Below are 26436 nucleotides of genomic sequence, written 5' to 3' on the forward strand. Positions count from 1 at the left end.
TATATGCTGGATTCTAAAAATGACAACGCTGTCAATTTGTGTCAGTCTAAACAGGCTAAAGCAAATATCAGTATGTTGCAAAGTCGCTGGCGTTACGGGTTATATCGTAAAGAGGTTGAAGAATGAATGGGATGCTGAAGGCCGATACGCCTTTGTATTTGGGAATTGATGGCGGCGGCAGCAAGTGCCGTGCTGTCATTGTATCGTCAGATCAGCGAATTCTGGGCGAGGGGTTATCGGGCCCTGCTAACCCGTTACGAGGTATGAAAATTGCCACGGATTCTATCCTGGCAGCCACTCAGCAGGCGCTTACCTGCGCGGGCCTGGCATTTAATGATATGTCTCGACTGGTGGCAGGGGCAGGCCTGGCGGGTGTCAATGTGCCACAGTATTATCAGCTGTTTTCGGACTGGCAGCACCCGTTCAAACAATTGTATTTGACCAGTGATTTGCACATTGCATGCATGGGCGCTCATCAGGGGCAGGACGGCGCTGTGATCATTGTTGGTACTGGGTCCTGCGGTCTGGCATCGGTAAATGGCCAGTTGGTTGAAGTTGGTGGCCATGGTTTTCCGTATGGTGATAATGGCAGCGGCGCCTGGTTTGGTATGCAACTGGTACATAAAGTTCTGTTAAGTCTTGACCAGTTGGCCCCTGCTACTGCTATGACTGAGCTGTTGATGCAGGAGCTGGCAGCTCGCGATACGATGGCGCTGGTCTCACATTTTATGCATGCCACCCCAACCACTTATGCTAAGTATGCTCCGCTGGTGTTTACTGCCGCAGAAGCGGGGGATGCGACGGCTCAGGCATTAATTGAGCAGGGCGCTGCCTTTATTACCGCCATTGCACAGCGTTTGCTTAAAGCAGGGCCGCCCAGGTTATCGTTTATCGGTGGTTTGGCACATAAGTTATTGCCTTATTTGCCGTTGGATATTCAGCAACAGGTTACACCGGCACAACAAACGCCGGAACTCGGAGCGATTTGGTTTGCGTTACAGCGGGACCAGTCGCAATCTATCGCACTATCGTTATAGGTAAAGAAGTAATGAGCAACAGTATTATGGCTCTGGAGGCCGCAGAGGCGCCAAAACGTATTGCAGAGCAATTGGCTGCTAATGCCGCCACGGTAGAGCAGGTGGTGGCGCAAATCCGCCAGCGTGCACCTAAATTTGTCTATATGGTTGGCCGTGGTTCATCTGACCACGCAGGTGTGTTTGCCAAGTATCTGATTGAAATTGAAATTGGCTTACCGGTAGCTGCAGCAGCGCCGTCAATTGCCAGTGTGTATAACAAATCACTGCAGCTAAAAGATGCTTTGGTGCTGGTAATCTCGCAATCTGGCCGTAGCCCTGACATTCTGGCACAGGTAGAGATGGCCAAACGCAGTGGCGCTATGGTGGTGGCATTGGTTAACGATACAACTTCACCGCTGGCTGACCAGGCGCATTACACGCTGCCGCTGCATGTAGGGGCAGAAAAAGCCGTGGCCGCAACGAAAAGTTATCTTGCTACCTTAAGTGCTATTTTACAGTTGGTGTCTGTCTGGTCTGGCAATCAACCGCTACAGCAGGCAGTGCAGCAATTGCCACAAAGCCTGGAGCAAGCAATCGAACTGCCCCTGCAACTTAATGCTGCAGCGCTGGAAAAAGTTGCGCATCTGGTCGTGTTAGGTCGTGGGCTTGGTTACGCTATTTCACGTGAAATTGCACTGAAATTAAAAGAAGTCTGTGGTATTCATGCTGAAGCCTTTTCCAGTGCAGAGTTTCTGCATGGGCCTGTGACGCTGGTGAAAAATCAGTTCGCCATTGTTGATGTAACAGTTGAGGATGAAAGCCTGGCTGCACATCGCAATCAGATCGAAGACGTTCGTGGTCGTGGTGCAGCAATAGTACAGTTGCACCATAAAGGGGTAGATGCACAGGCCAGGGTTCTGCCACTGTTGATTTTACAACGCTTTTATCTGGATGTTGAAGTGGTTGCGCGTAGTCGCGGGATAAACCCGGATGCGCCTCCCGGCCTTAACAAAGTGACAAAAACGGTTTAATGCAATTATACGGTAATAACAAATGCAGCAGTTAAGCGTCAGCCGATTATTCGACGGTGAGCAATGGTTTGAAAATGTCAGCGTCAGTATAAGTAATGGCGTGGTTCACGCTGTTGCGCCTGCCAGTGGTAAGGTACAGCCGGGGCTGCTGGTGCCTGGTTTTATTGATGTTCAGGTGAATGGTGGCGGTGGGGCATTATTTAACACCGCACCGAACCGCCAATCGCTACGCACTATGATGCAGGCCCACGCCCGCTTTGGTACCACCGCAATGCTGCCTACTGTGATCACTGACAGCGTCAGTGTGATGCAGCAGGCTGCCGATGCTATAGCATCGGCCATTGCAGAGAAAGAACCGGGCATTATTGGTGTGCATTTTGAAGGTCCTCATTTGTCGGTGCCGAAAAAAGGGGTGCATCCACAACAGCACATCCGCGGATTGAGCGATGCAGAAATGGCTATTTATGGCCGCGCTGATCTGGGTATTAAGCTGATTACAGTCGCGCCGGAAAATATTACGCCGGCCCAGATCCGTGAATTAACGGCACTTAATGTCATCGTTTGTCTTGGCCATTCTAATGCCGATGCCGCGACAGTGCAGGCGGCTCTGGCTGCGGGCGCCACGGGCTTTACGCATTTATACAATGCCATGTCAGCGCTTACGTCGCGTGAGCCTGGTATGGTTGGAGTTGCACTTAGCGACCCAGACAGCTGGTGTGGCATTATCTTTGATGGTCATCATATGCACCCGGTTGCGGCAAAAGTGGCACTGGCGGCTAAACCACGCGGCAAACTAATGATAGTGACAGATGCTATGTCACCGGTAGGAACTGATGACACAGAATTTGATTTCTTTACCGGCAAAGTAATACGTGAAGGCAGTAAGCTGACTAACGAGGCTGGCTCCCTGGCCGGTTCGGTGTTAGATATGGCAGCAGCGGTAAAGTATGCAGTCCAGGTGTTAGCTGTTGATCCGGCTGAAGCGTTAAGGATGGCGTCTTTGTATCCGGCACAATTTCTGTCTTGTCGTAATGGTGGCCGCATTGTCGCCGGTGCGCAGGCGGATTTAGTGCTGCTAGATGAAAACTGGCAGGTCCGGCAAAGCTGGATAAAGGGTGAGCCTGTCTTTAACGCAAAATAACAATGATAAAAACAAACGGGGAAGGAAAATGGAAATGACAGCTGAACAAGCCAAAAGTCGCAGCAGTGTGATACCTATGGCAATAGTGGCGATATTGTTTTTCGTGCTGGGTTTTGCCACCTGGCTGAACGGTTCGCTTATGCCGTATTTAAAACAAATGCTTACCTTGACCCCTTTTCAGGCGTCGTTAGTGGTATTTTCCTTCTACATTGCCGTAACCTTTACTGCGCTGCCATCGGCATGGATTATCCGTAAAGTGGGTTATAAAAGTGGTATGGCGCTGGGCATGGCAACCATGATGCTGGCCGGTCTGCTGTATATTCCGGCGGCACAAACGCAAACTTTTGCCCTGTTTTTACTGGCTCAACTGGTAATCGGTACCGGCCAGACATTGCTGCAAACCGCGGTTAACCCTTATGTGGTTAAAATTGGCCCGGAAGAAACGGCTGCCGTGCGTATCAGTATCATGGGTATTTTAAACAAAACCGCAGGTGTGGTTGCACCTGTGGTATTTACTGCGCTAATGGCCAATAGCTTTGTTGCCTCGCCGGATACCGCGCTGACGGGGGCGCAGATAGATGAAATGGCATCTGCTTTAGTGGTGCCTTATCTGGGGTTAGCGGCGTTTTTAGGCTTACTGGCTTTGGCGGTTAAGTTTTCGCCGTTACCGGAGCTGGAAAAGGAAAGTGCAGATAATAACAATGCGATGCAGATAAAAGCAGCGCTGGCAAGACCAAGCCTGGCTCTGGGGGTACTGGCACTGTTTGTTTATGTAGCAGTAGAAGTAATCGCCGGCGATACCATAGGGTTATTTGCGTTATCGCTGGGTGTTGAACGATATACCGTTATGACCTCTTACACTATGGGCTGTATGGTGCTGGGTTATGTACTGGGCATAGTGTTAATTCCACGGGTACTGTCGCAGCAAACTGCGCTGGCCGTGTCTGCCGTTTTAGGTGTGGTGCTGGTACTGGCAATAGTGCTGGGAGATACCTCATCTTATGCGTTGGCAAACAGTTTACTGGTGCCTCTTGGTGGCACAGCACTGCCGGATACCTTGTTGTTTATCGCAATACTTGGGCTGGCTAATGCCATTGTCTGGCCTGCGGTCTGGCCTTTGGCGTTGTCCGGTTTAGGTGCATTAACCAGCACCGGTTCAGCACTGCTCATCATGGGGATTGCCGGCGGTGCTTTTGGGCCCTTGTTCTGGGGGCTGGCCAGTGGCACCGGTTTAGGACAACAGGGTGCTTATATCGTTATGTTGCCATGTTATCTGTTTATTCTGTTTTATGCGCTTAAAGGCCATAAGATGACAAGCTGGAAATAATGACAGGCAGCTCACGTTTTTATGCATTAGATGCACTGCGTGGGCTGGCTATAGCGCTGATGATCCTGGTAAATACGCCGGGATCCTGGCAGCATGTTTATAGCCCGCTATTACACGCCTCCTGGAACGGTTTCACCTTTGCAGATATTGTCTTTCCGGCCTTTCTGTTCGTCGTCGGTGCAGCGATGTTTTATGCTCTGCGCCATGCCAGCCTGACACCGGCTACCGTGCAGCGTATTGTTAAACGCGGTCTGCTACTGGTGGCCATCGGCATTTTGCTGAACTGGTTTCCTTTTGCCAAACCTGTTGCCGAACTGCGACTGCCAGGTGTGCTGCAGCGTATAGGCTTGTGTTATATGCTGGCCGCGCCGCTGGTGCTGTTGATTAAGGTACGTTATGTACCGCTTCTTAGCATAGCGCTGCTTGTGCTGTACTGGATGTTACTGCTTATTTTTGGCAGCGGACAGCCTTTTAGTCTGGCGGGCAATGCCGTGTTGAAGCTGGATATGTTGCTGTTTGGATCTAATCATCTTTATCAGGGCTTTGGTATCGCTTTTGACCCTGAAGGGTTACTCAGCACTTTGCCTGCCGTGGTCTCAGTATTGGTGGGGTACTATGTCGCGGCTAACCTTGTTCAGCACAGTGCCAGAGCCGGTGCGCTTTGGCTGGTTAAGTTTGCTGCAGTGTTGTTCATTGCCGCCTGGTTATGCAGTATGTTCTGGCCGGTGAATAAAGCCTTGTGGAGCGGCAGCTACGTATTGCTTTCCAGCGCTATTTTGTTGTGGATACTGGCCTTGCTGGTGTGGGTTTCAGATGTGCTGGCAAAACGTGCGCTGGTACAGCCGCTTATTACTTACGGCACCAATCCTTTATTTATCTATATTCTGTCGTGGCTGTGGGCTGTCTGTCTGTCGCTTATCCCGGCAGGCAATAGCAACCTGTATCAATTTAGTTTCGAACTGCTTACTACCGTACTGGCACCAAAGCAGGCTTCGCTGTTGTTTGCAATGTTGCATGTGCTGTGGTTCTGGTGGTTGTCGCGGCTGTTGTATCAACGCAATATTATTATCCGCCTGTAGCCGGCAGGCAGATAATAATATTTAACCTATCAGAAACGGTATTCCCAGGTCGCAGCTATGCTGCCGCGTTTTATTTCCAGCTCTGGCTGTGGTGATTTGTCAAACACCCGGCCTTCAATACTGAGTAAACCATTAAAAAACGGTTGCCGGTATTCCAGCCGCAGCTGCCAGTTTTTCAAGGTCGAACTGGCGGCAAGGAATTCACCGCGCAGTACACTGACAGCCCAACTGTAGCCATCAAATGTCTGGTAACGGTAACCGGCAGACAATACACGTGCATCGCTGCCATAACCACTGCCTATTACTCTGCCGTAGCGCCGGTAGCCCTGAGGGTAAATATCGCCCTCGTAGGCACAATGGCCTGCGGTCAGCGCATCTTCGCAGCGAATATAAGTATCAGACCATTCAAGATTTAACGTGTGAACTGCGCTGGAATGACCAAAAAATGTTCTTACCCCATATAGCTGCAGCGGTTTACTTAAATTACCGCCGTTATTATCGTCTGCCAGTTCGGTGTAAAAACTGAACGGGCGGTCAAACAAGGTGGTATGAAATGTCAGATCAACCGCTGCCATATTGTCAGAGTTCATCTTGTCATCAAGCAGCAGCATGTCGGTAAAAGCATCTAAGCCGTTGTCCAGCGTATCACCGCCCCACTGGCTGATACGGGACAACCCAAGCTCCAGCTGGGGGTGCGGACGGGCACTGAAGCGGGCACCGAAATACTTGATTTGCCGCGGCAGGCTGTTGTGTTCACCCTGACCAATGAACGTGGTAAAACTCCAGGGCCCCAGCCAGCTGAACAGAGCGCTTTCGCTGGGCTGCCAGCTGTGCCGGCTTAGTCTTATTGATGGAATAGGGCGGGCGTTATTACTTACCAGCAAAGCGGTTTGCTGCCCCGGGCCCCACCACATAGGCTGCTGATCCAGCGCCAGCACCCAGTTACCGCTGAGCAGTGCTAAATAGCTGCCGTCATAAGTCAAATCCTGTTCAGTGCTGCCATTCTCTGTTTGGCGGTAATTAACCTGAGTTTTTGCTGCCCAACCATCACCAAGATACTCTTTGAACAAACTGACAGCACTTTTTTCAACATAGGTTTCGCCAAAGCTTTGAAACAATGACGGATCACTGCTGCCCCTTACCTTCATGCCGGCAATATAATTTTTCTGACTGGCGTTTAGCGCAGAACGTACATGCGCCAGCGCAAATTCTAACTCTGGTGTTGGCTGCTCCTGGGCGGATGCTAAATCTGCGACAATGTTTTTCCACATCAGCGGGTAGGTATTCACCGGGCCGGATATTACGCCGGCATGCGCCAGAGTCTGCAATGACTGGCGTAAGTAGTTATCTGTGGTATCAACCCAGGGCGCAGCCGCGGCTGGCACCGTGCAGAGCAAGGCTGCAGCCATTGAAAGTTTTTTTGTCATACGTTCAGTCTGGTTTTAAGCGCTGTTTCTACGTGGGCCGGGACAAAGCTGGAAACATCACCACCGTGACGGCAAACCTCTTTGACCAGAGTAGAAGAGATAAAGGTATTTTTTTCTGACGGCGTCATAAAAATGCTGTCCAGTGCGGGGTTAAGTTGCCGGTTCATACTGGCAAGCTGGAATTCGTACTCAAAATCAGCCACAGCCCTGACACCGCGGATAAGCACCTGGGCGGCGTTATCCTCGGCAAATTTTGCCAATAGGCCGGAAAAACCAATCACGCTAACATTGCTGATGCCGGTAAATGCCTGTTGTGCCAGCGCGACGCGCTCTTCCAGTGTAAACAGCGGTTGTTTGCTCGGGTTGGCGGCAACACCCACTATTACGGTGTCAAACATACGGGCGGCGCGCTGCACCAAATCGGCATGGCCGTTGGTCAAGGGGTCAAAAGTGCCTGGGTAAATTGCTTTTATTTTCATTATGTTGTCGGCATTCCTGGGTAAGGGCAAAAGCCTCGTACAAGCTGTGACTAGAGTTTTTAGTCAATTTGGCGTTACTATAGCAAATTAAATTCGCTAACCATAAGCCTGTTTCGCAGATGGAAAAGAAGTTAAGAACCAAAGATAAAATTCTGCAAGCCAGCATAGAATTATTCAATCAGGTCGGTGAACGTCAGGTTACCACTAACCATATCGCCGCTCATTTAGGCATCAGCCCGGGTAATTTGTATTACCACTTTCGTAATAAAGAAGACATCGTACGGCAGATTTTTAAAGAGTACGCCAAGTTACTGGAAACCAAAATCAAGCCGCCGTCTGATAAAGCAGAAGCTTTAGATACGCTGGCAAATTATCTGGATGCCGTATTTGAGCTGATGTGGCGGTTTCATTTCTTCTACGCCAATTTGCCGGATATTTTGTCGCGGGACCCGGCATTGCAGCAGGACTATCAACAGGTACAGCAAGGCGTGCTAATGCGTGTTACTGCAGTGCTTAAAGCTCTGAAACAATCCGATATTATTGATATTGATGACGAAGATATTACTGACCTGGCGCACAGCATTAAGTTGCTGGTTACGTTTTGGATCAGTTATCTGAAAACCCAGGCACCGGATAAAGATATTGATCAGGCCAGTGTTTATAAGGGGGTTTTAAAAGTACTGCTACTATTCAAACCATACGCCACCGTGCAGGCAAAACCGCGTATTACCCGGCTGCAACAACATTATGAGGCGCTCGCCGGCGACGTTCAGCTGCTGTAGGCTAAACTTGACAGCAGCAGGTCTGAGCAGCGGCGCCAATTGAGCAAAATCACTGCACAGCACCAACATAAGCTATACAATAGCGCCGTTTTTTCTGTTCTCTCTACCCCGTAACAGGAGGCTTTATGCGCAGCAGCGCTTTTCTGCAACACCTACAACAACAAATAGATGATGTTAAAGCAGAAGGTTTATACAAAGCAGAACGTATTATTACGTCGCAGCAGCAAGCCAGTGTCGATGTTGGCGGCGAGCAGGTACTGAATTTCTGCGCCAATAACTACCTGGGGTTAGCAAACCATGCTGATCTTATCGCCGCCGCGAAACACGGCCTGGACAGCCATGGTTTTGGTGTGGCATCGGTACGTTTTATCTGTGGTACTCAGGATATTCACAAGCAGCTGGAGCAGAGCATCAGCGAGTTTCTTGGCACAGAAGATACTATTTTATATTCCTCTTGTTTTGATGCGAACGGCGGCTTATTTGAAACCTTGCTTGGTGCTGAAGACGCGATTATCTCCGATGCGTTGAACCATGCGTCCATTATTGATGGCGTGCGGTTGTGTAAAGCCAAACGTTACCGCTATGCCAATAATGATATGGCCGAGCTTGAAGCTCAGCTAAAACAGGCTGATGCCGATGGTGCACGCTTTAAGCTGATTGCGACCGACGGTGTGTTCTCAATGGATGGCGTTATTGCTGATTTAAAAGCCGTATGCGATTTGGCTGATAAATATGGCGCCATGGTGATGGTAGATGACAGCCACGCTGTCGGCTTTGTCGGTAAACACGGCCGTGGCACACATGAATACTGTGGTGTGATGGACAGAGTGGACATTATTACCGGTACTTTAGGTAAGGCGCTGGGTGGCGCATCGGGCGGTTATACCTCTGGCAAGAAAGAAGTGATTGAATGGCTGCGGCAACGCTCACGGCCATATTTGTTCTCAAACTCGCTGGCACCGTCGATAGCATCGGCGTCGATCAAAGTACTTCAGATGTTAAAGCAAGGCGACGACTTGCGGGCAAAGTTATGGCAGAACGCCGATTACTTCCGGGAGAAAATGTCAGCGGCCGGCTTTACCCTGGCAGGGAAAGACCATGCCATTATCCCGGTGATGCTGGGCGATGCCAAAGTCGCTGCCGAGATGGCCAAACGTATGCTGGCAGAAGGAATTTACGTGGTCGGTTTCTCTTTCCCGGTGGTGCCTAAAGGCCAGGCCCGGATCCGTACCCAGATTTCTGCAGCACACAGTAAAGAGCAACTGGACAAGGCAATTGATGCCTTTATCCGTATAGGTAAAGACATGGGCGTGATCGCATAAGGGCGGGGCGTAAAGATGAAAGCATTAGCAAAATTAAAAGCAGAACCCGGCATCTGGCAAACCGAAGTCGAAAAACCGGAAGTGGGGCCAAACGATGTGCTTATCCGCATCAGAAAGACCGCTATTTGTGGTACCGATGTGCACATCTATAAATGGGATGAGTGGGCACAGAATACCATTCCGCACGGCATGGTAGTTGGCCACGAATATGTCGGTGTGGTCGAGGGTATGGGTTCTGAGGTGCGCGGCTTTAAAGTCGGTGACCGCGTGTCAGGCGAGGGCCACATTACCTGTGGTTACTGCCGCAACTGCCGCGCAGGTCGTGTGCATTTATGCCGCAACACCACCGGGGTTGGTGTTAACCGCCCGGGCGCTTTTGCCGAATATCTGGTGATCCCAGCCTACAATGCGTTTAAATTACCGGACAATATTCCGGATAATATCGCGGCCATTTTCGACCCCTTTGGTAACGCGGTGCATACTGCGTTATCGTTCGATTTAGTTGGTGAAGATGTGCTGATAACCGGTGCCGGCCCTATCGGTATTATGGCAGCAGCAGTAGCGCGGCATGTTGGCGCCCGCCATGTGGTTATTACCGACGTAAACCCGTATCGCTTAGAGCTGGCGCTGAAAATGGGTGCCACCCGTGCCGTGGATGTCAGTAAGCAAAGTCTGAAAGATGTCATGAAAGAGCTCGGCATGACCGAAGGCTTTGATGTTGGCCTGGAAATGTCAGGCGTACCGGCTGCGTTTCGCAGTATGCTCGATACCATGAACCATGGCGGCAAAATTGCCATGCTCGGCATTCCACCCTCTGATATGGCAATTGACTGGAACAAGGTTATTTTCAAAGGCCTGATCATTAAAGGCATTTACGGCCGTGAAATGTTTGAAACCTGGTACAAAATGGCCAGTTTGATTCAGTCCGGACTGGATTTATCCCCAATGATCACGCACGAAATGCCAGTGTCACGTTTTCAGGAAGGCTTTGACATTATGTGCTCAGGGCAGTCTGGTAAAGTGATACTAAACTGGTACTGACAACTAAATCCGCACGCTACACCGATGATAAAAAGGCGAACTGAGGTTCGCTTTTTTATTGTCGGTTTTTTTTTCAATCAAGATTGGGTTCTGACAGGGGATCTGAACTGAAATGGCCTAATGTGCTGATATAAAGCTGAATTTTTAGTTGGATTGGTTTATGCATTACAAATGTTGCAAGTTTTTGCAAAAACACAATCTATAACAATATTCAGAGGTATATCCATGTTGAAGTCCATACTATTTGCTGTTGCGACAGTAGTGTTAAGCAGTTTTGCTTTACCTCAAACCGCACAGGCCACACCTATTATTACGCAAGATTTTCTGCTTGAAGACGGTTCAGTCTTTGGCACCTTGTCAGTCGATATTAATGATATCGATGAGTTCGGCAACGTGCTTGAATGGGAAATGTTTGAGCTGTTCGGTTTTACTATCACTGATAATTTTCTGTTTGTAGCAGAGTTTGACCCGGCAGACCTGTTCGCTGGTTTCAGTTTCCTGAGTTTTGATGTTACAGATGCCGATGGTTTCTTTGCTTTCCAAGGCTTCTGGGATACTGACTTTGGCTATATGGATATCTTTACTACAGATGGTGACTTCGTTGTTGATACCAACTTTGCATTAAGCGCTGCGTCAGTCAATGTACCAGAACCAGGCACTATGTTTTTACTGTTAGCCAGTGTTGGTGGCTTATTACTACGTCGCCGCGTTTAAGCTGTTAACTCTGTTAAGCGCTAAAGTGTCAGCTTTTTTATCAATAACATTACAGCTGTAAATATTTGTTATCTATGTGCAGTGAAGGTTAAAGCTATGCTTTGGTCTGAGATGACTAAAAGAGGGTGTCTGATTTTTATACAGTGACGTAAAAACATACTGCCACTCTTTATCATTAGCCAGGCCGTGATGCTGCTTTGCAGGAAAAAATACGTGTTGCGAAAGATAAAAATAAACGGAGAACGAGCATGCAACTTACCAAAATTATGACCAGAACCGCCCTTGCGGTAGCGGTCGCAGCGGGCGTAGCGCACGCCCAGCAAATGAACAACCCTTATGAAATTCAGATAAACCCGGCATTATTAAAACAGGAAGCCGTTGATGCCACAGTCGCCCCGTATATTGTGCAGGTAAAAGGTAAAACCGGCATTGAGAAAGCACAGGAATTAGGCGAGCTGATGCCAGCGCGTCAGTCTGTTACCAGGGCGCTGAACCGCTATAACTCATCATCGTCAAGGCTGCAAACTTATACCAAGAGCCTTAAGGCGCTACATCAGAATCTGGCGGCGCAAAGCGGTGCTGATAAACTGATCTATTCTTACACCCACACCTTTAACGGCTTTTCAGCCAAGATGACAGCTGCTCAGGCAGAAGCGTTGCGTAATCACCCGAATGTGGCAGGTGTATGGCGTGACGAAGCGCAGCAGATGACGACGTCCAATACGCCGGCCTTTTTAGGGCTGACCAGCTCACCTGATGGCCTGCACACACTGGGTGTTAAAGGTGAAGATGTGGTTATCGGTGTTGTCGATAGCGGTATTTGGCCAGAGCATCCAAGCTTTGCTGATGATGGCTCTTACGCGCCGCTGTCAGGTTGGAACGGCACCTGTGACGTGGGCGAAGACCCGGAATTTAGCTGTAATAACAAATTGATTGGTGCGCGCTATTTCAAGAGCACTTTCGAAACTGTGTATGAAATTCAGCCTGGCGAATTTATTTCACCCCGTGACGCGGATAACCACGGTACTCACGTATCCTCGACTGCTGGCGGTAACGAGGGTGTTACGGCGGTATTTAACGGCACTCCGGTAGCAACCGTATCCGGCATCGCGCCGCGCGCGCGCATCGCTATGTATAAAGCCTGTTGGAACAGTGACTATGTTAGCCCTGAAGGCGTAAACGAGCGCGGCTGTTTCTACGGCGATACTATGGCGGCGATTGATCAGGCAGTGGCTGATGGTGTAGACGTCATTAACTATTCGATCGGTGGTGACAGAACCAACCTGACAACAGTATCTGCAGCCGCTAAACTGCGCGCTGCCCAGGCTGGTGTATTTGTGTCAGTGTCTGCCGGTAACGATGGTCCGACAGCAAGCACCATAGGTACACCAGCACCCTGGGTAACTACCGTAGCGGCGTCAACTTATGATGGTTTTAGTATTGCCAATGGTATCGAAGTGACTGCAGGCCCGCTGCAGGGCACATATATAGCGGTTGAAGGGGTAACCTCAGTACCACTGAGCCAGACTGGTGATATCAGTGCAGATGTTGTTGTCGCAGAGCCACTGCTGGCCTGTACTGAACTAACAAATGCAGCTGAAATTGCAGGCAAATTTGCCCTCATTCAACGCGGAACCTGTGGTTTTGATATCAAAATTGCTGCGGCAGAGGCAGCCGGTGCAACTGGCGTAATTGTGTATAACAACTCTGCCGTTGCACCTATTCCTATGGGTGGTACCGGTAGCTTTGGTATTCCTGCAGTGATGACAACACTGGCTGCAGGTAGTGCTTTTAACGCTGAAATCACTGGCGGCGGTGTAGTCAATGTCAAAATGAGCCCGACGGTGTTTGTTGATGATGTGGTTGAAGTGGGAAATGTTATGGCTAGTTTCTCGTCACGCGGCCCCAACCTGTCCACTTTTGATGTGATCAAACCAGACATTACCGCACCTGGTGTGAAAATTCTGGCGGGTGCGTCTTCTCAGCCTATGTTAGCTCCGCCAGGTAATAGCTTTACCTACCTGCAGGGTACGTCAATGTCCAGCCCGCATATTGCAGGTATGGCAGCATTGGTAAAAGAAGTGCACCCAGACTGGTCTGCTGCTATGGTGAAATCAGCGCTGATGACTACAGCGCGGCAAAATGTCACCAAAGAAAATGGCGTTACGCCGGCCGATCCGTTTGACTTTGGTGCTGGCCACGCAGTGCCTAACAAGGCTACGCAACCTGGTCTGACTTACGATATTGCCAATAACGACTACTTTGCGTTCCTGTGTGGTATTGGTAACAGTAGCTTTGTCGTTAATACCACAGGCTCTACCTGTGCCCAGTTTGAAGCCGCAGGCTACGATACTGACCCAAGTCAGCTGAACCTGCCATCTATGGCCATCGCTGAGTTAACCGGTGCCGAAACGCTGACCCGTGTGGTAACCGATGTTAGTGGCTCAGGCTCGGTATATACCGCAACTGTTGAAGCGCCTGCCGGTGTTGATGTTGAAGTTATTACCAACGACGGTGCTAACCAGATGACGGTGGCTGCTAATGCGTCAGTGGCTTATGGTGTGAAATTTACACCTAACGCTAACGCAACCATCGGCCAGTGGGTATTTGGTGCTATTACCTGGTCTAACGGTGTGCATAGTGTACGCAGCCCTATCGCTATTAAAGTAGAATCGCCGCAACTTATTGTTGCGCCTGCTGTAATTGGTGGTGAGGTTAAAGCGAAATCAGGTCGTTTAAGCTTCCAGGTTGATATGCGCTACAGCGGCACTACCAGTGCTTCTGTGGTGGGTGTTAGTGCGCCGTTTGGTTCTAGTGATACAGTCACACAAGACCCGGATCGGACCTTTAGCTTTAATGAACCTGGTTTAGGCTTCCATGCCTTCCTGGTGCCTGAAGGTACCCGTGTAGCTCGCTTCAGCCTGAATGAAGCTTTGGCTTCTGTACCGGGTGCTGACCTTGACCTGTATGTTTACCGCTGTATAGCGCTGTCGTGTTCAGCAGTAGGTTCTTCTGCTGCGTCAGGTGGTAATGAAGTCGTGACGCTACGCGACCCTGCTCCGGCAGCAAATGACGCCGCGGGTGATTTCTATCTGGTGTTTGTTCATGCGTATGACTTACTTGGCGCAGACTCAGCTGAATACACTATGCCGCTATGGATTGTGGATAGCCAGGAAAGCACTACCCGCATTGTTGCCAGCCCACGGGCTATTATGGGCCGGTCAAACATTGTTACGGTGATGACGTCTAACCTGACAGCCAGTCCATTGCCTTACCTGGGTGTGGCATCATTTAAAGATGCGGATGGTATTGAACATTCATCAACGTTGATTGAAGTCTTTGCTAATCAGTAACTGATGATATGAAGAATGCTGTGTGATGCTGCACAGTATGTGAAAAAAATCCGGTGGTTAACCACCGGATTTTTTATTTTCTGCTATCAGGGCTGATAAGTCGCCGTTAATGTTAAGCCACTTACCGCGCTGTAACCATATACTGAGATATACCAGGTTGCGGCCTGAGGGCTGGTGAAACTGCAGCTTTCAGTATTGCCGGTATTATAAGGCCGGCAATCATAGCTGGTCGTTGTAGGCTGGCTGCCACGTTTTACGTATAAGTCAGCATCACCGCTGCCGCCAGACGTATTAACGGTAAGGCTGCTCATGCCTGCCGGCACTGTTACGGTGTAGTGTTTCCAGCTGCGGCGTGCAATGCTGATGTTTGATTCCGTCATCGTTGCACCCTGGTTAGTGCCACCACCGCTTGCAGCAGTGTAATCAGCCAGTAGTGACACACCGGAATAGGCGCTGTAACCGTTTAACATGATGTAGTAAGTGCCGGCCTGAGGCGCTGTGAAGCTGCAGCTTTCGTTGTTGCCGGTTTTATAAGGCCGGCAATCATAGATGGAGCTGGTTGGCTGACTGCCAGACTTAATATACATGTCGGCATCGCCGCTACCACCGGACATGGTAATAGTCAGGTTAGAGGCACCTGAAGGAACGGTAAAAGTATAAATTGTGCTGCTACCTGCGGCACCGCTGATGCCAGTAGTGGCAACGCCTTTTACCAACTCATTGCCTGCCGGAGGAGGCTGTTCACCGCCATTGCCGTCACAACCATTCTGAGCAATATAATCGTAAGCCGCTTTGGTGCGCACCAGACCATAACCATATGAGTTGTCGCGTCCTGCCGTGCCTAAATCTTCGGCTGTTGTGGCCAGCACATTTCGGATTTGGGCGTTAGTACACTGTGGATAATGGCTCCACAGTAAGGCAGCTACACCTGCAACGTGGGGAGAAGCCATAGAGGTGCCGCTCATCAGGCCGTAGTTACTGGCACCTGAATTCAGGCTGGCAGTTTGGTTAAGTTTAGTCATCAATGCCTTACCAACAGCCTGAGTTACAGCCAACGCCGGAATGGTGGTGCCAGGGTTATCACCCAAAGTGCCGCCGAAATCGCCTGCTTCGTTATTATAGATAATTGCTGCCAGGCCACCGCCGGCTTCACAAGACTGTACTTTCTGCACGAAACTGACGTTACCACGCTCGATCAGGCAAATCTTATTGCTGACACCGGAGCAGGTGCTTTCTGCTAAACCACAACTGGCCAGAGGGGCATTGGCGCTGCCATCTGACGAGTTGGTCATAGGGCTGCTGTCGTAGCTGCTACTACCTACACTTAACGTGGCTTCAAGGCCTGTTCCTTCCGGGTATGTCGAGCGTATGTCTACTCCCGGGCCAGACAGTTCTACCTGACTATTACGCTGTGAGAAATCTGCCAATTGCTTATTCTTGTCAATTGCAGCAACGGATATGACAGAGTTGTAAGACGCCGGATACGACAGAGCAGTGTTACCGTCGTTGCCTGCTGCAGCAATCAGCAATACGCCGGCATCAAAGGCTGCCTGCATCGCATTGGATTCTGTGGTGCTGGAGCCTTCGCCACCTAGGCTCATGTTAATTACCGTGGCGCCATTGCTTACACAGGTATTAACAGCATTAGATAGGGTAGAGCTATAACCCCAGCCGTCATCATTAAACACTTTGATAATATGCAGTTTCACATTGGCGTTAGGCATAACACCGAGCATACCGGTGGCATTGTTAAGTGCCGCTATGGTGCCGGCAACATGAGTACCGTGCGGACCACCGTTGTCATACCAGTTACCTGTGCCAGAGTTATTGGTACCGGTGATGTTTGCGCTCAGAAAATCTTCATGCGGTAAGTCCAGGCCGGAATCGATCACACATACTTTTTGATTGGATGCAAAATCATCACTGACCTGATTCGCCTGTACCATGGTATAGCCGTATGGTATCTGCTGGGCCATCGGGTAGCGCTTATAGTCCTCTTCAATCAGCTCAATAGCGCTGTCGTGCGCCAAAGTGGCAAGCTCTGCTGCTGATAATTCAACGGCCAGAGCCGATTGGGCTGCAAGCACTTCTTTCACGCTGTTGCCACGTAACTCAAACTGAGCTTTGTAGTGTTGCAGGTTGTTCAATCTGCGCTGCGTCGCGCTGGTGTTAAATGTCCCCGGGCTGGCAAGCTCAAGTTGTTGCTGCTTATATTTCACGATGTAGCGCTTGGCTCCGTCCGCAGCGGCTTGCTGACTTTTAGCCGTAGTAATGACAGGACTGGCATAACGGCTGGCCTGATCTGCAGCTTGTGCAGTTGCCGTAACAGTCAGCAAAGTCGCTGGCAGGCAAAGTAATGCCAGCTTATTAAGGGTGAACTGAGGTTTTTTCATCTGTTTCTCGAATTATTTATTGTTGTATGTTTCCTGGATGATGACGACTTACTGCAACCTTGCGGTAACATCTATGACCCTTTTAACTAGATTGTAATTTTATGTAAATCTGCGAAATGGTGACATTTGTTACAACTTCAGCGCAGCAGTCGGTCTTGTCTGGAAAAAAGGTCTTTTTGCGATTCGCCCGGACAGAGACAGAGCAGCGAAAATCAGCGCTGTGATGCGGTTATGAAATGCGTGCCGGCTTTTTTATATGCTAAATAAGTATAATTTATAATGATTGTTGCTAAGCGGTCTGCGATTGCATCCGCCCGCAGAGTCGCCGACAATAGCGGACTTTGAGTGTCAGCGGGTAGAGCCCTAATGCAGCAGTGGGATGTAATTGTGGTCGGCGCCGGTGCAGCCGGACTGATGTGTGCAATAGAAGCCGGTAAACGCGGTCGCCGTGTATTGGTGTTGGATAACGGTAAACGGGTCGGGCGCAAAATTCTGATGTCTGGCGGTGGCCGTTGCAATTTCACCAACATGTATGCCGGGCCGGAAAATTTTCTGTCGCAAAATAAGCACTTTTGTAAATCTGCCTTAAGCCGCTATACGCAGTGGGATTTTATTGCGTTGGTGCAAAAGCACAGTATTGCGTATCACGAAAAAACACTGGGGCAGCTATTTTGTGACGATAGCGCAAAAGATATCGTCGATATGCTGTTAAAAGAAGCGAAAGTAGCCAATGTGCAACTCGCTTTGCAGCAAAATATTAGCGCTGTCAGTTTTGCTGACGGCCAGTATACGGTTAGCACGCCAGAGCTCAACCGGCAGTGCCAAAGCTTAGTCATCGCCAGCGGCGGCCTGAGCTTGCCGAATTTAGGTGCCACCGCCTTTGGTTTTCAGCTCGCTGAACAGTTTGGTTTAAAGGTGCTGCCACTGCGTGCTGCATTGGTGCCTTTAACCTGGCAACCGGCAGACAAAGCGGTGTTTGAAGAAATAAGCGGCGTATCGCTGCCGGTAACGGCAGAGGCCAATGGCACCGTGTTCCCGGAGGATATGCTGTTTACCCACCGCGGCTTAAGCGGGCCGGCCATTTTACAGATATCCAGTTACTGGCAGCCTGGCGACGACGTTACAGTGAATATGTCACCGCAAACTGACATCACTGAATTCTTAGCCACGCAACAGCAAGCTCATCCGGAGCAGGAGTTAAAAACCGCGCTGGCTAAGCTGTTACCAAAGCGGTTGGTTGAAAAGCTAATCGACATCAAGGCGGTTAATAATCAACCGCTGAAAACCCTGCACAGTAAAAGTATGCGCCAGATAGCGGATACACTGCATAGCTACGTGTTTAAACCCAACGGTACCGAAGGCTACCGCACAGCTGAAGTGACCATCGGTGGAGTGGATACTGATGGCTTATCTTCAAAAACCATGGAAGCAAAACATCAACCTGGTTTGTATTTTATCGGTGAAGTAGTTGACGTAACCGGCTGGTTAGGGGGCTACAACTTCCAGTGGGCGTGGGCCAGCGGCTGGGTAGCCGGCCAGTATTGTTAGTGTGGGGTTGCAATGAAAAAACTTTCTAAAGTACAACTAAAACAACAAGCAGCTGTGCTGGAAGCTGTAACAGCGCTGGAGCAACAAGCGCTCGAAGCATTGCCAGGTACTGTGCAGTGTTGGTTTAGTATGGAGTATGAGGCTTTCCCTGGCTCCTTACTGGTGCGGCTGCAGTTTAGCAGCCGGCCTTATCTGGATGACGCCCAGCGCCAACTGTTGCTGTGGCAAAAGAAGCTCAGTGCTTTGCTGCTGAAAAAGGGCGTAGTGCTAAAAGATATGCGTAAGCATCTGGTATTTACATTAAGTGGGCCGGACGACTAAGTGCGTTCAGCACAGATTCTGCAACAGGATAAAACTAGCAATGAAATACTATATTGGCGCCTATGCCGCCTCGCCTAATCAAACAGGCTGGGATCCGCAACTGGAAACTGCGTATTACGATGAGCTTAAGCAACTGCCTAACATTAAAGGGTTGGAACATCCATTTCTGGGCAAGTTACATGGCCATGATGACAACTGGTTCTTAGCCAATATCGCACCGCAGTGGGACTATGTGTTTACCTGCATTCCCGGCGTTATGAATGCCCTTGGGAGCAATCCGCAGTTTGGTTTGGCATCCTGTGACACAGCGGGTAGACAAGAGGCTCTGGACTTTATGCAACAAGCCTGCAATGCAGTTGCCAAACTCAATAGCCATCTTGGCCGCCAGGCCGTTAAGGCTGTGATGGTACAAACAGCGCCGGCACGTGACAAAGCCACCTCATCTGCAGATGCACTATATCAGTCACTAAGCTCCATGCAGCAGTGGGACTGGCAGGGTGCGCAGCTGTTAATAGAGCATTGCGATGCCTATGTGCCAGCGCATACGCCCTCTAAAGGTTTTCTGTCGCTGAGCGATGAGATAGCTGTGCTGAACAGACTCAATACGGTGTCAGACCAGGCGCATAAAATGGGTATTGTCATTAACTGGGGCCGTTCGGTGTTTGAAACGAGGCGGCCGGACGGGGCGCTGGAGCACATTATGGCTGTTCAGGCTGCGGGCTTGTTGAGTGGGCTGATGTTTTCAGGAGTCTCGGATCAAGATACTGAGTATGGCGCCTGGCGCGACAGCCATCAGCCACCGCAAAGCAGTGAGCTGGTACAACACGGCGAGCCTGGCAGCTGGATGAACGAGCAGGCAATACATCAATGCCTCGCTGCCGTTGAGGATCTGAGCCGGCTGCCGGTGCTCGGGGCTAAAATTGGTATTCGCCCTCATCAGGCATCAGTGGAACTGCGTATGGCCTATATCCGCGATATGCTCGCTATTTTAGATCGGTACTGTTAGCGCCCTACACAAAAGGCGCAAAGCCGCCTTTTGTGTCAATCTGAGATACATCGACATACATTCTTCCGCGCAGAGCCGTATGCACCGGTACCGGAGAGCGCAGGCCGGTAATGTTGAAGCGGTACAGTACCGACTCATCAGCAAGCCCGGTTAAATAATGGATATTGTCTTTTTCGTCATGGTTAGTGGTATAGCCACCTGCAGCCAGGTCTTTGTCGACTGTTTTATGACAGATTACGCCATCTTGCTGGTATTCCGACACATCATAATGGCGGATATTGACCAGACCATTCAGTACTAAAAAGCCTGACAGCACGCCTCTGTGGGCATGTGCCGGAATGCTATCGCCTTTTTTCAGCAGCAAAACATCAATTCTGATCCGGGCATGGCGTAACAGATAAAGCCTTTTTTTCCACAGCGAAAAAGGCCTGAATAATAAGGACGGCGACTGTGTCGGGATATCCAGAATATCTGTCTTATAGCCATGCTGTTTCAGTCTGGGGTAGACGTTATCAAAGTTAATCTCGTTCAGAAGTTGCGGTATATCCACATGCTGATAATACCGGTTTAGCTCAGCGTCTAAATGATAGGTGTCTGTTTTGTTGAGATACAGCTTAGAAGCCTGTCCCAGCAGTACATCCGTCGGGTTGCTGCTTTTACATAGCGCCGGCTGCATAAACCGGATGAGAAGCGATTTAACAAATCCTGTTGTTAACATACTGTGCATGGGATTGACTCTTAAGGGCCCAAAAAATGACACAGCTTATCCGGTTCGTCAAATTTCTGAGCGTAATTATTGGCAAAATAACCAGGTGTTTTTTCCTGGCGGTGGCGCCCCCTATCTTTTCTAACGGTTTGAGGGCTTTTCATCGTTTCGCGTTACGTCTTTATAAAATCTTTATACGCATGACTTAAATCTTTAGAAAAGCTTTACAACACAGCAGCAGCGAAAGCGTTAGGCTTTGCGGCATCTGAAACCAGGTTTGTGTTGTAATGTCTGATTACTCCTTTGTCCTCAATGTTAGTGCTGTCAATAACAAGCGTTTTTTTTACCGGGTGATTGGTTATTTGCTGGCGTGCCTTGCTGCAGCTCAGCTTGCTACGATGGCCATCAGTTTTATGCTGCACGACAAGGCGTTCTGGAACTTTTTGTTGTCAGCAGTCGTGACTGCCTGTGCCGGCGCGGCATTGCTAATGCGGTCAGACGGCGCTACAGAGCTGAAAAAACGCTATTTGTTTTTACTGACCACACTGTGCTGGTTGTCGGTGTGTGCTTTTGCGGCTTTGCCGCTGTATCTGAGTTTACCGCAACTGAGTATAACGGATGCCTGGTTTGAAGCCGTGTCCGCGATTACGACGACAGGCTCTACCGTGCTTAGCGGACTGGATACTATGCCCAAAGCTGTGTTGCTTTGGCGCGCTATTTTGCAATGGATTGGCGGCATTGGCATTATTGTGATGGCAATCGCGATATTACCTGCATTGAAAATTGGCGGCATGAAGCTGTTTAAAACCGAAAGTTCGGATATTTCGGAGAAAATACTGCCGCGCAGTAGCCATTTGTCCGGTTCTATTTTATTGGTTTATCTGGCTATCAGTGCCAGCGCCACGTTAAGTTACTATATTGGAGGCATGTCTTGGTTTGATGCGTTGACGCATGCCATGACATCGGCCGCGACCGGCGGTTTTGCAAACTATGATGCCTCTTTTGGTTATTTTAATGACAAACCCTGGTTGCTATGGTTAAGCAGTGTCTGGATGGCACTGGCCGCTTTGCCCTTTGTACTGTTTGTTGGCATGGCGCGCGGTGATAAATGGGCGCTGTTGCGCGACCCTCAGGTCAAAGCTTTTATTGCAATTGTAATGGTTGCCGCCATACTGCTGGCGCTATACCAAATAGCACATAATGACCGGGATTGGTTTTCAGCATTAACTCACAGTGTATTTAATGTGGTGTCCGTTATTACCACCTGTGGCTACGCCTCTGAGGACTATACGAAGTGGGGGGCGTTGGCGGTTGTACTGTTTTTTTACCTGACATTCAGTGGCGGTTGCTCTGGTTCAACCTCGGGTGGGTTGAAGATTTTCCGAACTCAGCTGGCGGGGTATTTGCTACTTAAACAGTTGAATTTACTTATACACCCCAACGCAGTATGGACGCGCAAATATGGCAGCAAAAAGCTCGACGATAGTTTGCTGGGCGCAGTATTAGCGTTTGCCTTTATTTATTTTGCTACAGTGGCCGCTTTAGCACTGATTTTGTCGATGTATAATCTGGACTTTGTAACAGCGCTGACAGGTGCAGCCACAGCGGTAGGTAACGTTGGCCCCGGGCTGGGTGATATCATCGGTCCGGCCGGTAATTTCTCAACCTTGCCCGATGGTGCCAAATGGTGGTTAACGCTGGGTATGTTGCTTGGCAGGCTTGAGATCCTGACGATGTTGTTATTGTTTACGCCAATGTACTGGCGCTACTGAGGTGGTTATCAGATGAAGCTTACACCGGCCAGACATTATGCGATATGGCAGTTGATGCTATTAGCCTTGCTTGTACCTGTATTAATTGCATTGCTGCTGTTGCCGGGGCGTGATTTATTAACCACCACCGACGTCGCCATGTTACAGCTGCTATGGGTAACCTGGATGGCGCAGCAAGCCGGACAACGCTGGGCCGTTATTACGACGGTAAGCAGTGTCTTACTGCTCGACTGGTTTTTTGTTGAACCCTATAACACCTTATATGTACACCAGATCGACTATCTGATCACCTTTATTGTGATGTTGCTGCTGGGTAGCTTTATTGGCCGGTTGTCCGGGCGCTTACGCATTGAACTGGCGCGTGCCAAAAAGCACATGCGCCAAAGGCAGCTATTGGCCAACAAAACCCGCCAGGCACGTTTTCAGGCGGAGCTGGAGTACAGTCGCGCTATGCTGCTAAGGTCTATCTCACATGATTTACGCACACCGCTGGCAACCATTATGGGGGCATCAAGCATGCTGGCTGACAAAGAGCTGGCACTGAGCCGTGAAGTGATAAAGCAGCAGGCTGAGAATATTTTTCAGCAAAGTAGTTTGCTCAGTCAGCACTTTGACAAAGTGATGGAGTTAAGTCGGGTGCAGCAGCCGCAACAGACGCTGGCGCTCGCTGAGCTGGACGTCGCAGACATTGTTTCAGCCGCGATAAGCCGGCGTGCACAGCTGTTAAACGGCTTGTCACTGCAGACAGAGCTGACGGGCTCCAGATGTATTGCCGATAGCACTTTGTTAGAAATAGCGCTGGCTAATATGCTGGAAAATGCGGTGCGCCACGGTGCTGCGCCGGTGATTGTCAGCTTTACGCTGAATGACGGTTACTACAATTTACAGGTCAGTAATGCGCTGGCGCCGCGGCAACACAGTCAGCGTGACAGTGGTACCGGTCTGGGTACCGCCATCTGTAAAGCGGTAATGCAGTTACACAATGGCCAATTTACGTTGCAAACCACAGCTGCCCCTACCATATTGGCAACGCTACGCTGGCCCACACGTATAGAGGAAACGGCGGAGTTACATCATGGCTGATACGATATTGGTACTGGAAGATGATCCGGCTATGCAAAGCTTCCTGACCACTTTGCTAAATAGTCAGCAATATCAGGTGCTGAGCTTTAGCGCAGGTCTGCCGGCGTTACAGTGCCTGGTTTCACAGCCGGCAGCGCTTATTTTATTGGATTTGGGGCTCTCTGATATGGATGGTCAGCTCTGGCTGCAGCAATTACGTAGCTGGTGCGATACACCTGTGATTGTGATCTCAGCCCGCCACAGCGAGCAGGATAAAGTTCAGGCGCTGGATAATGGTGCCAATGATTATGTCACTAAGCCGTTCAGCGCTGCAGAGCTGATGGCCAGGGTGCGAGCAAACTTACGTAAAGTCGCGCTGAGTCAGCAGCTGTTTGTGTTCGGTGATGTGCAGCTGGACCCGATAAGCCGTACGGTGCAGCGCGCAGGGCAGCAGGTTCACCTGACTAAAACCGAATATGACATTTTGTTACTACTGATGCGGCACTGCGACAAGGTACTGACACATAACCAGATTTTGACTCAGGTTTGGGGTAAGGCTTATGTTGACCGACCGGAATATGTGCGGGTGCACATGGCACAGTTGCGACAGAAGCTGGAGGCGAATCCTGCTGCGCCAAGTTACCTGAAAACAGAACCCGGTGTTGGCTACCGGTTGATAGCCAACACCGGGTCAGACGATTAGTTGGTTTGTTGCGTTGGTGTGCGGTACTTCTCAAACCAGGCCAACATGTATTCTACTTTCTCAATCATCCGGCTTGGCCGGTTAGAAATACCATGTGGCGAGCCCGGAATACGCACCATCGCCGTATCAATACGGCGTAATTTCAGCGCCTGATAGAACTGCTCTGATTCCGAGATTGGCGTACGCCTGTCGCTTTCACCTGTGATCAGAATCGTTGGCGTAGTAACGTTACCTACCAGGCTCAGCGGTGAGCGCTGCCAGTAATGCTCAACATTTTCCCAAGGTACACCCGGGAACTGATGAAAAGTCTGGTAGGTATAAGAGTCGCCGGTAAGCACTTTGCTTAGCCAGTTGATAATAGGTTTAACAACTGCTGCCGCTTTATATCTGTTGGTCAGGCCAATGGCATAGGCGGTCGCGATACCACCGGCAGAACCACCGCCGATAAACAGATTATTTTCATCGATAAAACCGAGTTTAAGCATCGCATTTACGCCGCTGTCGTGGTCGGCATAGTCTTCCGGTGAGCTGTATTTATTATGCAGTAACATCGCAAAACGTTCGCCATAAGATGAGCTGCCGCGGTGATTGTCGTAAAACACCACATAGCCTTCTTTGGCATAACGCTGCATTTCGGCGCTCCATTGCGGGCCGTACGCTAAATGCGGGCCGCCGTGAATTTCCAGCAGTAACGGATATTTTTTCGCCGGGTCGAAATCCGGAGGTGTCATATACCAGCCCTGGATCTCCTCGCCGTCAAATGAAGATTTATAGGTGATTTCATGTACCTGAGCCAGTTTTTTGTGGCCTAACAAATCTTCGTTAAGTGCCGTCAGCACTGTGGTTTTGCCTTTTTGCATTACAGCAACATCGCTTGGGCGCTGACTGGTACCATGGGTGTAGGCTATTACGCCATTGTCTGACACACTGTACTGGCCGCTCAGATAAGGTTGTGGCTGGCTAACGCCGCCTAAGCTGGCCGTCAGGTCGGTCAGTTTGCCTTTATTGGTTAAGCTGGCTAGTTTGCGCTGACCGCGATCATCGTACTGCACCACAAAGCTTGAATTGCTCAGCCAGTTGGGGCTATCAATACTGCGGTCAAAGTCTGGTGCGATATCAGTGATAGTATTATTACCCAGCGTAAGTACTTTCAACTTACTATTGCTGTAAGGCACCAGGTCATTGCTTTGCCACAGGAAAGCCAGTTGCTTGCCATCAGGTGAAAATACCGGTGACGACTCGTCGCCTGCCATGGTGGTCAGTGCTGTCAGTTGCTCTGTGGCTAAATCCAGCCGGTACAGGTTGCTGTCGCGTGGCTGAAACTCCCACTCAGCATCCAGATTGGCTGAGAACACCAGTGCTTTACTGTCAGGTGTGAACTGTAGATCGCTGCCATAGTGGAAATCGCCTTTGGTCAGCTGGCGCTCGGTGCCACCATTGGCTGGCAGAATAAAGATTTGCCTGAACTCGGGTTTAAGAAAACCCTGACCATCTGCCTGATAGCGCACTCTGTCCAGCACTACTGCCGAATCAGACCATTTTGCGCCTGCAGGCTTTTTCACTTTCTTAACCCGTTGTTTTACGTCGGCCTCGCTGGCCATCACGTTCATTGTAAACGCCAGGTGTTTGCCATCCGGTGACCAGGTCAGGTTGGATGGGCTGTTTTGCAGCGTTGATAGCTGTGCAGTTTTATTCTCCGCCAGCCAGTGCAGGTGAATTTGGCGCTTGCCGCTAACATCCGAGATAAACGCCAGTTGCTTACCATCGGCAGACCAGCGCGGCTGGCTATAGTTAAATTTATCAGCAAACAACGGTAGCTGTTTACCGGTTTTGACATCCAGCAACCACAAAGTGGTGTGCGTGCTGTCAGTCATGATGTCGTTGCTGGCGCGAACATAAACGATTTTGCTGCCATCGGGGGAAATTTGCACATCGCTGGCATATTCCAGCGCAAATATATCTTCTGCTTCGAAGTAACGGCTGCTGGCGCTGGCTGGTGTCTGGTTTATAGTATCAGCCTGCAACACACTGCTGCCCAGGATCAGACTGGCGGTAATGGCCAGTGCTGAGCGGGTAAAAGTAGACATAAATCCCCCGGATATTATTAATTTTGTCGTTTGTGCCGTTAAGCTATCCTGATCTGTTTGCCGTTACAAACCTGTTAGCGGCAAATTGAAGGTTTTAAGCGGCATAGCCCTAAATTTCGCTGCTCT

At 49.9% G+C, this 26436-nt stretch carries 21 protein-coding genes; 16 read left to right on the forward strand and 5 right to left on the reverse strand.

All coding sequences use genetic code 11. From position 1 onward, the window contains the following. Nucleotides 1–122 precede the first annotated feature (122 nt). The 5 genes from nagK to AC5SV9_RS13510 are packed head-to-tail and all read left to right on the forward strand — an operon-like array spanning nucleotide 123 to nucleotide 5594. A complete protein-coding gene (nagK, locus tag AC5SV9_RS13490) occupies nucleotides 123–1037 on the forward strand; it encodes an N-acetylglucosamine kinase (RefSeq protein WP_273022854.1) in 915 nt (304 codons plus the stop codon). A gap of 11 nt (nucleotides 1038–1048) precedes the next feature. Then, nucleotides 1049–2047, forward strand: coding sequence for a glucosamine-6-phosphate deaminase NagB-II (gene nagB-II, locus AC5SV9_RS13495; RefSeq protein ID WP_475149569.1), 999 nt, complete (start codon nucleotides 1049–1051; stop codon nucleotides 2045–2047). Nucleotides 2048–2069: 22 nt separating this feature from the next. Next, on the forward strand, nucleotides 2070–3188 hold the full coding sequence (gene nagA / locus AC5SV9_RS13500; RefSeq protein ID WP_475149567.1) for an N-acetylglucosamine-6-phosphate deacetylase: 1119 nt from the start codon (nucleotides 2070–2072) through the stop codon (nucleotides 3186–3188). Nucleotides 3189–3222: 34 nt separating this feature from the next. Then, nucleotides 3223–4515, forward strand: coding sequence for an N-acetylglucosamine MFS transporter NagP (nagP, locus tag AC5SV9_RS13505; protein ID WP_475149564.1), 1293 nt, complete (start codon nucleotides 3223–3225; stop codon nucleotides 4513–4515). Beyond that, nucleotides 4515–5594 (forward strand): acyltransferase family protein, encoded by a 1080-nt coding sequence (locus AC5SV9_RS13510; protein ID WP_475149562.1) that lies wholly within the window; start codon nucleotides 4515–4517, stop codon nucleotides 5592–5594. The genes nagP and AC5SV9_RS13510 overlap by 1 nt, the downstream gene beginning before the upstream one ends. Before the next feature lie 29 nt (nucleotides 5595–5623). Here AC5SV9_RS13510 and AC5SV9_RS13515 read toward each other — a convergent pair whose 3' ends face one another. Together AC5SV9_RS13515 and coaD are read right to left on the reverse strand one after the other, a co-directional pair. Next, nucleotides 5624–7021, reverse strand: a complete 1398-nt coding sequence (locus AC5SV9_RS13515; RefSeq protein WP_475149561.1) for a capsule assembly Wzi family protein — start codon at nucleotides 7019–7021, stop codon at nucleotides 5624–5626. Next, nucleotides 7018–7500: a pantetheine-phosphate adenylyltransferase gene (coaD, locus tag AC5SV9_RS13520; RefSeq protein ID WP_417706376.1), complete on the reverse strand. Its 483-nt coding sequence runs from the start codon at nucleotides 7498–7500 to the stop codon at nucleotides 7018–7020. The genes AC5SV9_RS13515 and coaD overlap by 4 nt, the downstream gene beginning before the upstream one ends. Nucleotides 7501–7619: 119 nt before the next feature. Between coaD and AC5SV9_RS13525 the strand changes: the two genes are divergently transcribed. The 5 genes from AC5SV9_RS13525 to AC5SV9_RS13545 all read left to right on the forward strand — a co-directional run bounded on the left by AC5SV9_RS13525 (nucleotide 7620) and on the right by AC5SV9_RS13545 (nucleotide 14712). Next, the gene (locus AC5SV9_RS13525; RefSeq protein ID WP_134052373.1) at nucleotides 7620–8282 is read left to right on the forward strand and encodes a TetR/AcrR family transcriptional regulator; all 663 of its coding nucleotides are present in this window, start codon (nucleotides 7620–7622) and stop codon (nucleotides 8280–8282) included. A 125-nt stretch (nucleotides 8283–8407) separates the two neighbouring features. Further along, nucleotides 8408–9604 (forward strand): glycine C-acetyltransferase, encoded by a 1197-nt coding sequence (locus AC5SV9_RS13530; RefSeq protein WP_134052371.1) that lies wholly within the window; start codon nucleotides 8408–8410, stop codon nucleotides 9602–9604. 15 nt (nucleotides 9605–9619) lie between these two features. Then, nucleotides 9620–10645: an L-threonine 3-dehydrogenase gene (gene tdh, locus AC5SV9_RS13535; protein ID WP_475149558.1), complete on the forward strand. Its 1026-nt coding sequence runs from the start codon at nucleotides 9620–9622 to the stop codon at nucleotides 10643–10645. A 225-nt stretch (nucleotides 10646–10870) separates the two neighbouring features. After that, a complete protein-coding gene (locus tag AC5SV9_RS13540; protein WP_475149556.1) occupies nucleotides 10871–11359 on the forward strand; it encodes a PEP-CTERM sorting domain-containing protein in 489 nt (162 codons plus the stop codon). A gap of 248 nt (nucleotides 11360–11607) precedes the next feature. Further along, the gene (locus tag AC5SV9_RS13545; protein ID WP_475149554.1) at nucleotides 11608–14712 is read left to right on the forward strand and encodes a S8 family serine peptidase; all 3105 of its coding nucleotides are present in this window, start codon (nucleotides 11608–11610) and stop codon (nucleotides 14710–14712) included. A gap of 86 nt (nucleotides 14713–14798) precedes the next feature. On the opposite strand, the gene AC5SV9_RS13550 is transcribed toward AC5SV9_RS13545, so the two are convergent. After that, complete coding sequence (locus tag AC5SV9_RS13550) at nucleotides 14799–17105, reverse strand: S8 family serine peptidase (protein WP_475149552.1); 2307 nt, start codon at nucleotides 17103–17105, stop codon at nucleotides 14799–14801. A 366-nt stretch (nucleotides 17106–17471) separates the two neighbouring features. Here AC5SV9_RS13550 and AC5SV9_RS13555 point away from each other — a divergent pair, with 366 nt between their 5' ends. Genes AC5SV9_RS13555 through AC5SV9_RS13565 form a run of 3 tightly spaced genes read left to right on the forward strand, consistent with a single transcriptional unit; the run spans nucleotide 17472 to nucleotide 19980 of the window. Then, on the forward strand, nucleotides 17472–18653 hold the full coding sequence (locus AC5SV9_RS13555) for a BaiN/RdsA family NAD(P)/FAD-dependent oxidoreductase (protein ID WP_475149551.1): 1182 nt from the start codon (nucleotides 17472–17474) through the stop codon (nucleotides 18651–18653). Between the two features lie 12 nt (nucleotides 18654–18665). Further along, the gene (locus AC5SV9_RS13560) at nucleotides 18666–18974 is read left to right on the forward strand and encodes a hypothetical protein (protein WP_475149549.1); all 309 of its coding nucleotides are present in this window, start codon (nucleotides 18666–18668) and stop codon (nucleotides 18972–18974) included. Nucleotides 18975–19014: 40 nt separating this feature from the next. After that, nucleotides 19015–19980, forward strand: a complete 966-nt coding sequence (locus tag AC5SV9_RS13565; RefSeq protein ID WP_475149548.1) for a DUF4862 family protein — start codon at nucleotides 19015–19017, stop codon at nucleotides 19978–19980. A gap of 4 nt (nucleotides 19981–19984) precedes the next feature. Here the strand turns inward: AC5SV9_RS13565 and AC5SV9_RS13570 are convergent, their stop codons facing one another. Continuing rightward, nucleotides 19985–20707 carry a hypothetical protein gene (locus AC5SV9_RS13570; protein ID WP_475149547.1) on the reverse strand — a complete coding sequence of 241 codons (723 nt, stop codon included), beginning with the start codon at nucleotides 20705–20707 and terminating at the stop codon, nucleotides 19985–19987. Between the two features lie 266 nt (nucleotides 20708–20973). Here AC5SV9_RS13570 and AC5SV9_RS13575 point away from each other — a divergent pair, with 266 nt between their 5' ends. From AC5SV9_RS13575 to AC5SV9_RS13585, 3 genes are read left to right on the forward strand one after another with little or no spacing between them, the layout of a single operon-like run. Further along, nucleotides 20974–22458 (forward strand): TrkH family potassium uptake protein, encoded by a 1485-nt coding sequence (locus AC5SV9_RS13575; RefSeq protein ID WP_475149545.1) that lies wholly within the window; start codon nucleotides 20974–20976, stop codon nucleotides 22456–22458. 12 nt (nucleotides 22459–22470) lie between these two features. After that, on the forward strand, nucleotides 22471–23541 hold the full coding sequence (locus AC5SV9_RS13580) for a sensor histidine kinase (RefSeq protein ID WP_475149543.1): 1071 nt from the start codon (nucleotides 22471–22473) through the stop codon (nucleotides 23539–23541). Then, nucleotides 23534–24223, forward strand: a complete 690-nt coding sequence (locus AC5SV9_RS13585) for a response regulator transcription factor (RefSeq protein WP_475149541.1) — start codon at nucleotides 23534–23536, stop codon at nucleotides 24221–24223. The genes AC5SV9_RS13580 and AC5SV9_RS13585 overlap by 8 nt, the downstream gene beginning before the upstream one ends. Here AC5SV9_RS13585 and AC5SV9_RS13590 read toward each other — a convergent pair. Then, nucleotides 24220–26310: a S9 family peptidase gene (locus AC5SV9_RS13590; RefSeq protein ID WP_475149539.1), complete on the reverse strand. Its 2091-nt coding sequence runs from the start codon at nucleotides 26308–26310 to the stop codon at nucleotides 24220–24222. The two genes, AC5SV9_RS13585 and AC5SV9_RS13590, sit on opposite strands and share 4 nt — an antisense overlap. Between the last annotated feature and the right edge of the window lie 126 nt (nucleotides 26311–26436).

The sequence above is a fragment of the Rheinheimera sp. ATLC3 genome (genome assembly GCF_059429535.1).

Coding starts and splice junctions, on each gene's coding strand:
- AC5SV9_RS13575 (WP_475149545.1), top strand. CDS start 20,974: ATGTCTGATTACTCCTTTGTCCTCAATGTTAGTGCTGTCAATAACAAG.
- nagK (WP_273022854.1), top strand. CDS start 123: ATGAATGGGATGCTGAAGGCCGATACGCCTTTGTATTTGGGAATTGAT.
- AC5SV9_RS13540 (WP_475149556.1), top strand. CDS start 10,871: ATGTTGAAGTCCATACTATTTGCTGTTGCGACAGTAGTGTTAAGCAGT.
- AC5SV9_RS13515 (WP_475149561.1), bottom strand. CDS start 7,021: ATGACAAAAAAACTTTCAATGGCTGCAGCCTTGCTCTGCACGGTGCCA.
- AC5SV9_RS13510 (WP_475149562.1), top strand. CDS start 4,515: ATGACAGGCAGCTCACGTTTTTATGCATTAGATGCACTGCGTGGGCTG.
- AC5SV9_RS13550 (WP_475149552.1), bottom strand. CDS start 17,105: ATGAAAAAACCTCAGTTCACCCTTAATAAGCTGGCATTACTTTGCCTG.
- tdh (WP_475149558.1), top strand. CDS start 9,620: ATGAAAGCATTAGCAAAATTAAAAGCAGAACCCGGCATCTGGCAAACC.
- AC5SV9_RS13530 (WP_134052371.1), top strand. CDS start 8,408: ATGCGCAGCAGCGCTTTTCTGCAACACCTACAACAACAAATAGATGAT.
- nagP (WP_475149564.1), top strand. CDS start 3,223: ATGACAGCTGAACAAGCCAAAAGTCGCAGCAGTGTGATACCTATGGCA.
- coaD (WP_417706376.1), bottom strand. CDS start 7,500: ATGAAAATAAAAGCAATTTACCCAGGCACTTTTGACCCCTTGACCAAC.
- AC5SV9_RS13565 (WP_475149548.1), top strand. CDS start 19,015: ATGAAATACTATATTGGCGCCTATGCCGCCTCGCCTAATCAAACAGGC.
- nagA (WP_475149567.1), top strand. CDS start 2,070: ATGCAGCAGTTAAGCGTCAGCCGATTATTCGACGGTGAGCAATGGTTT.
- AC5SV9_RS13545 (WP_475149554.1), top strand. CDS start 11,608: ATGCAACTTACCAAAATTATGACCAGAACCGCCCTTGCGGTAGCGGTC.
- nagB-II (WP_475149569.1), top strand. CDS start 1,049: ATGAGCAACAGTATTATGGCTCTGGAGGCCGCAGAGGCGCCAAAACGT.
- AC5SV9_RS13525 (WP_134052373.1), top strand. CDS start 7,620: ATGGAAAAGAAGTTAAGAACCAAAGATAAAATTCTGCAAGCCAGCATA.
- AC5SV9_RS13560 (WP_475149549.1), top strand. CDS start 18,666: ATGAAAAAACTTTCTAAAGTACAACTAAAACAACAAGCAGCTGTGCTG.
- AC5SV9_RS13590 (WP_475149539.1), bottom strand. CDS start 26,310: ATGTCTACTTTTACCCGCTCAGCACTGGCCATTACCGCCAGTCTGATC.
- AC5SV9_RS13580 (WP_475149543.1), top strand. CDS start 22,471: ATGAAGCTTACACCGGCCAGACATTATGCGATATGGCAGTTGATGCTA.
- AC5SV9_RS13570 (WP_475149547.1), bottom strand. CDS start 20,707: ATGCACAGTATGTTAACAACAGGATTTGTTAAATCGCTTCTCATCCGG.
- AC5SV9_RS13585 (WP_475149541.1), top strand. CDS start 23,534: ATGGCTGATACGATATTGGTACTGGAAGATGATCCGGCTATGCAAAGC.
- AC5SV9_RS13555 (WP_475149551.1), top strand. CDS start 17,472: ATGCAGCAGTGGGATGTAATTGTGGTCGGCGCCGGTGCAGCCGGACTG.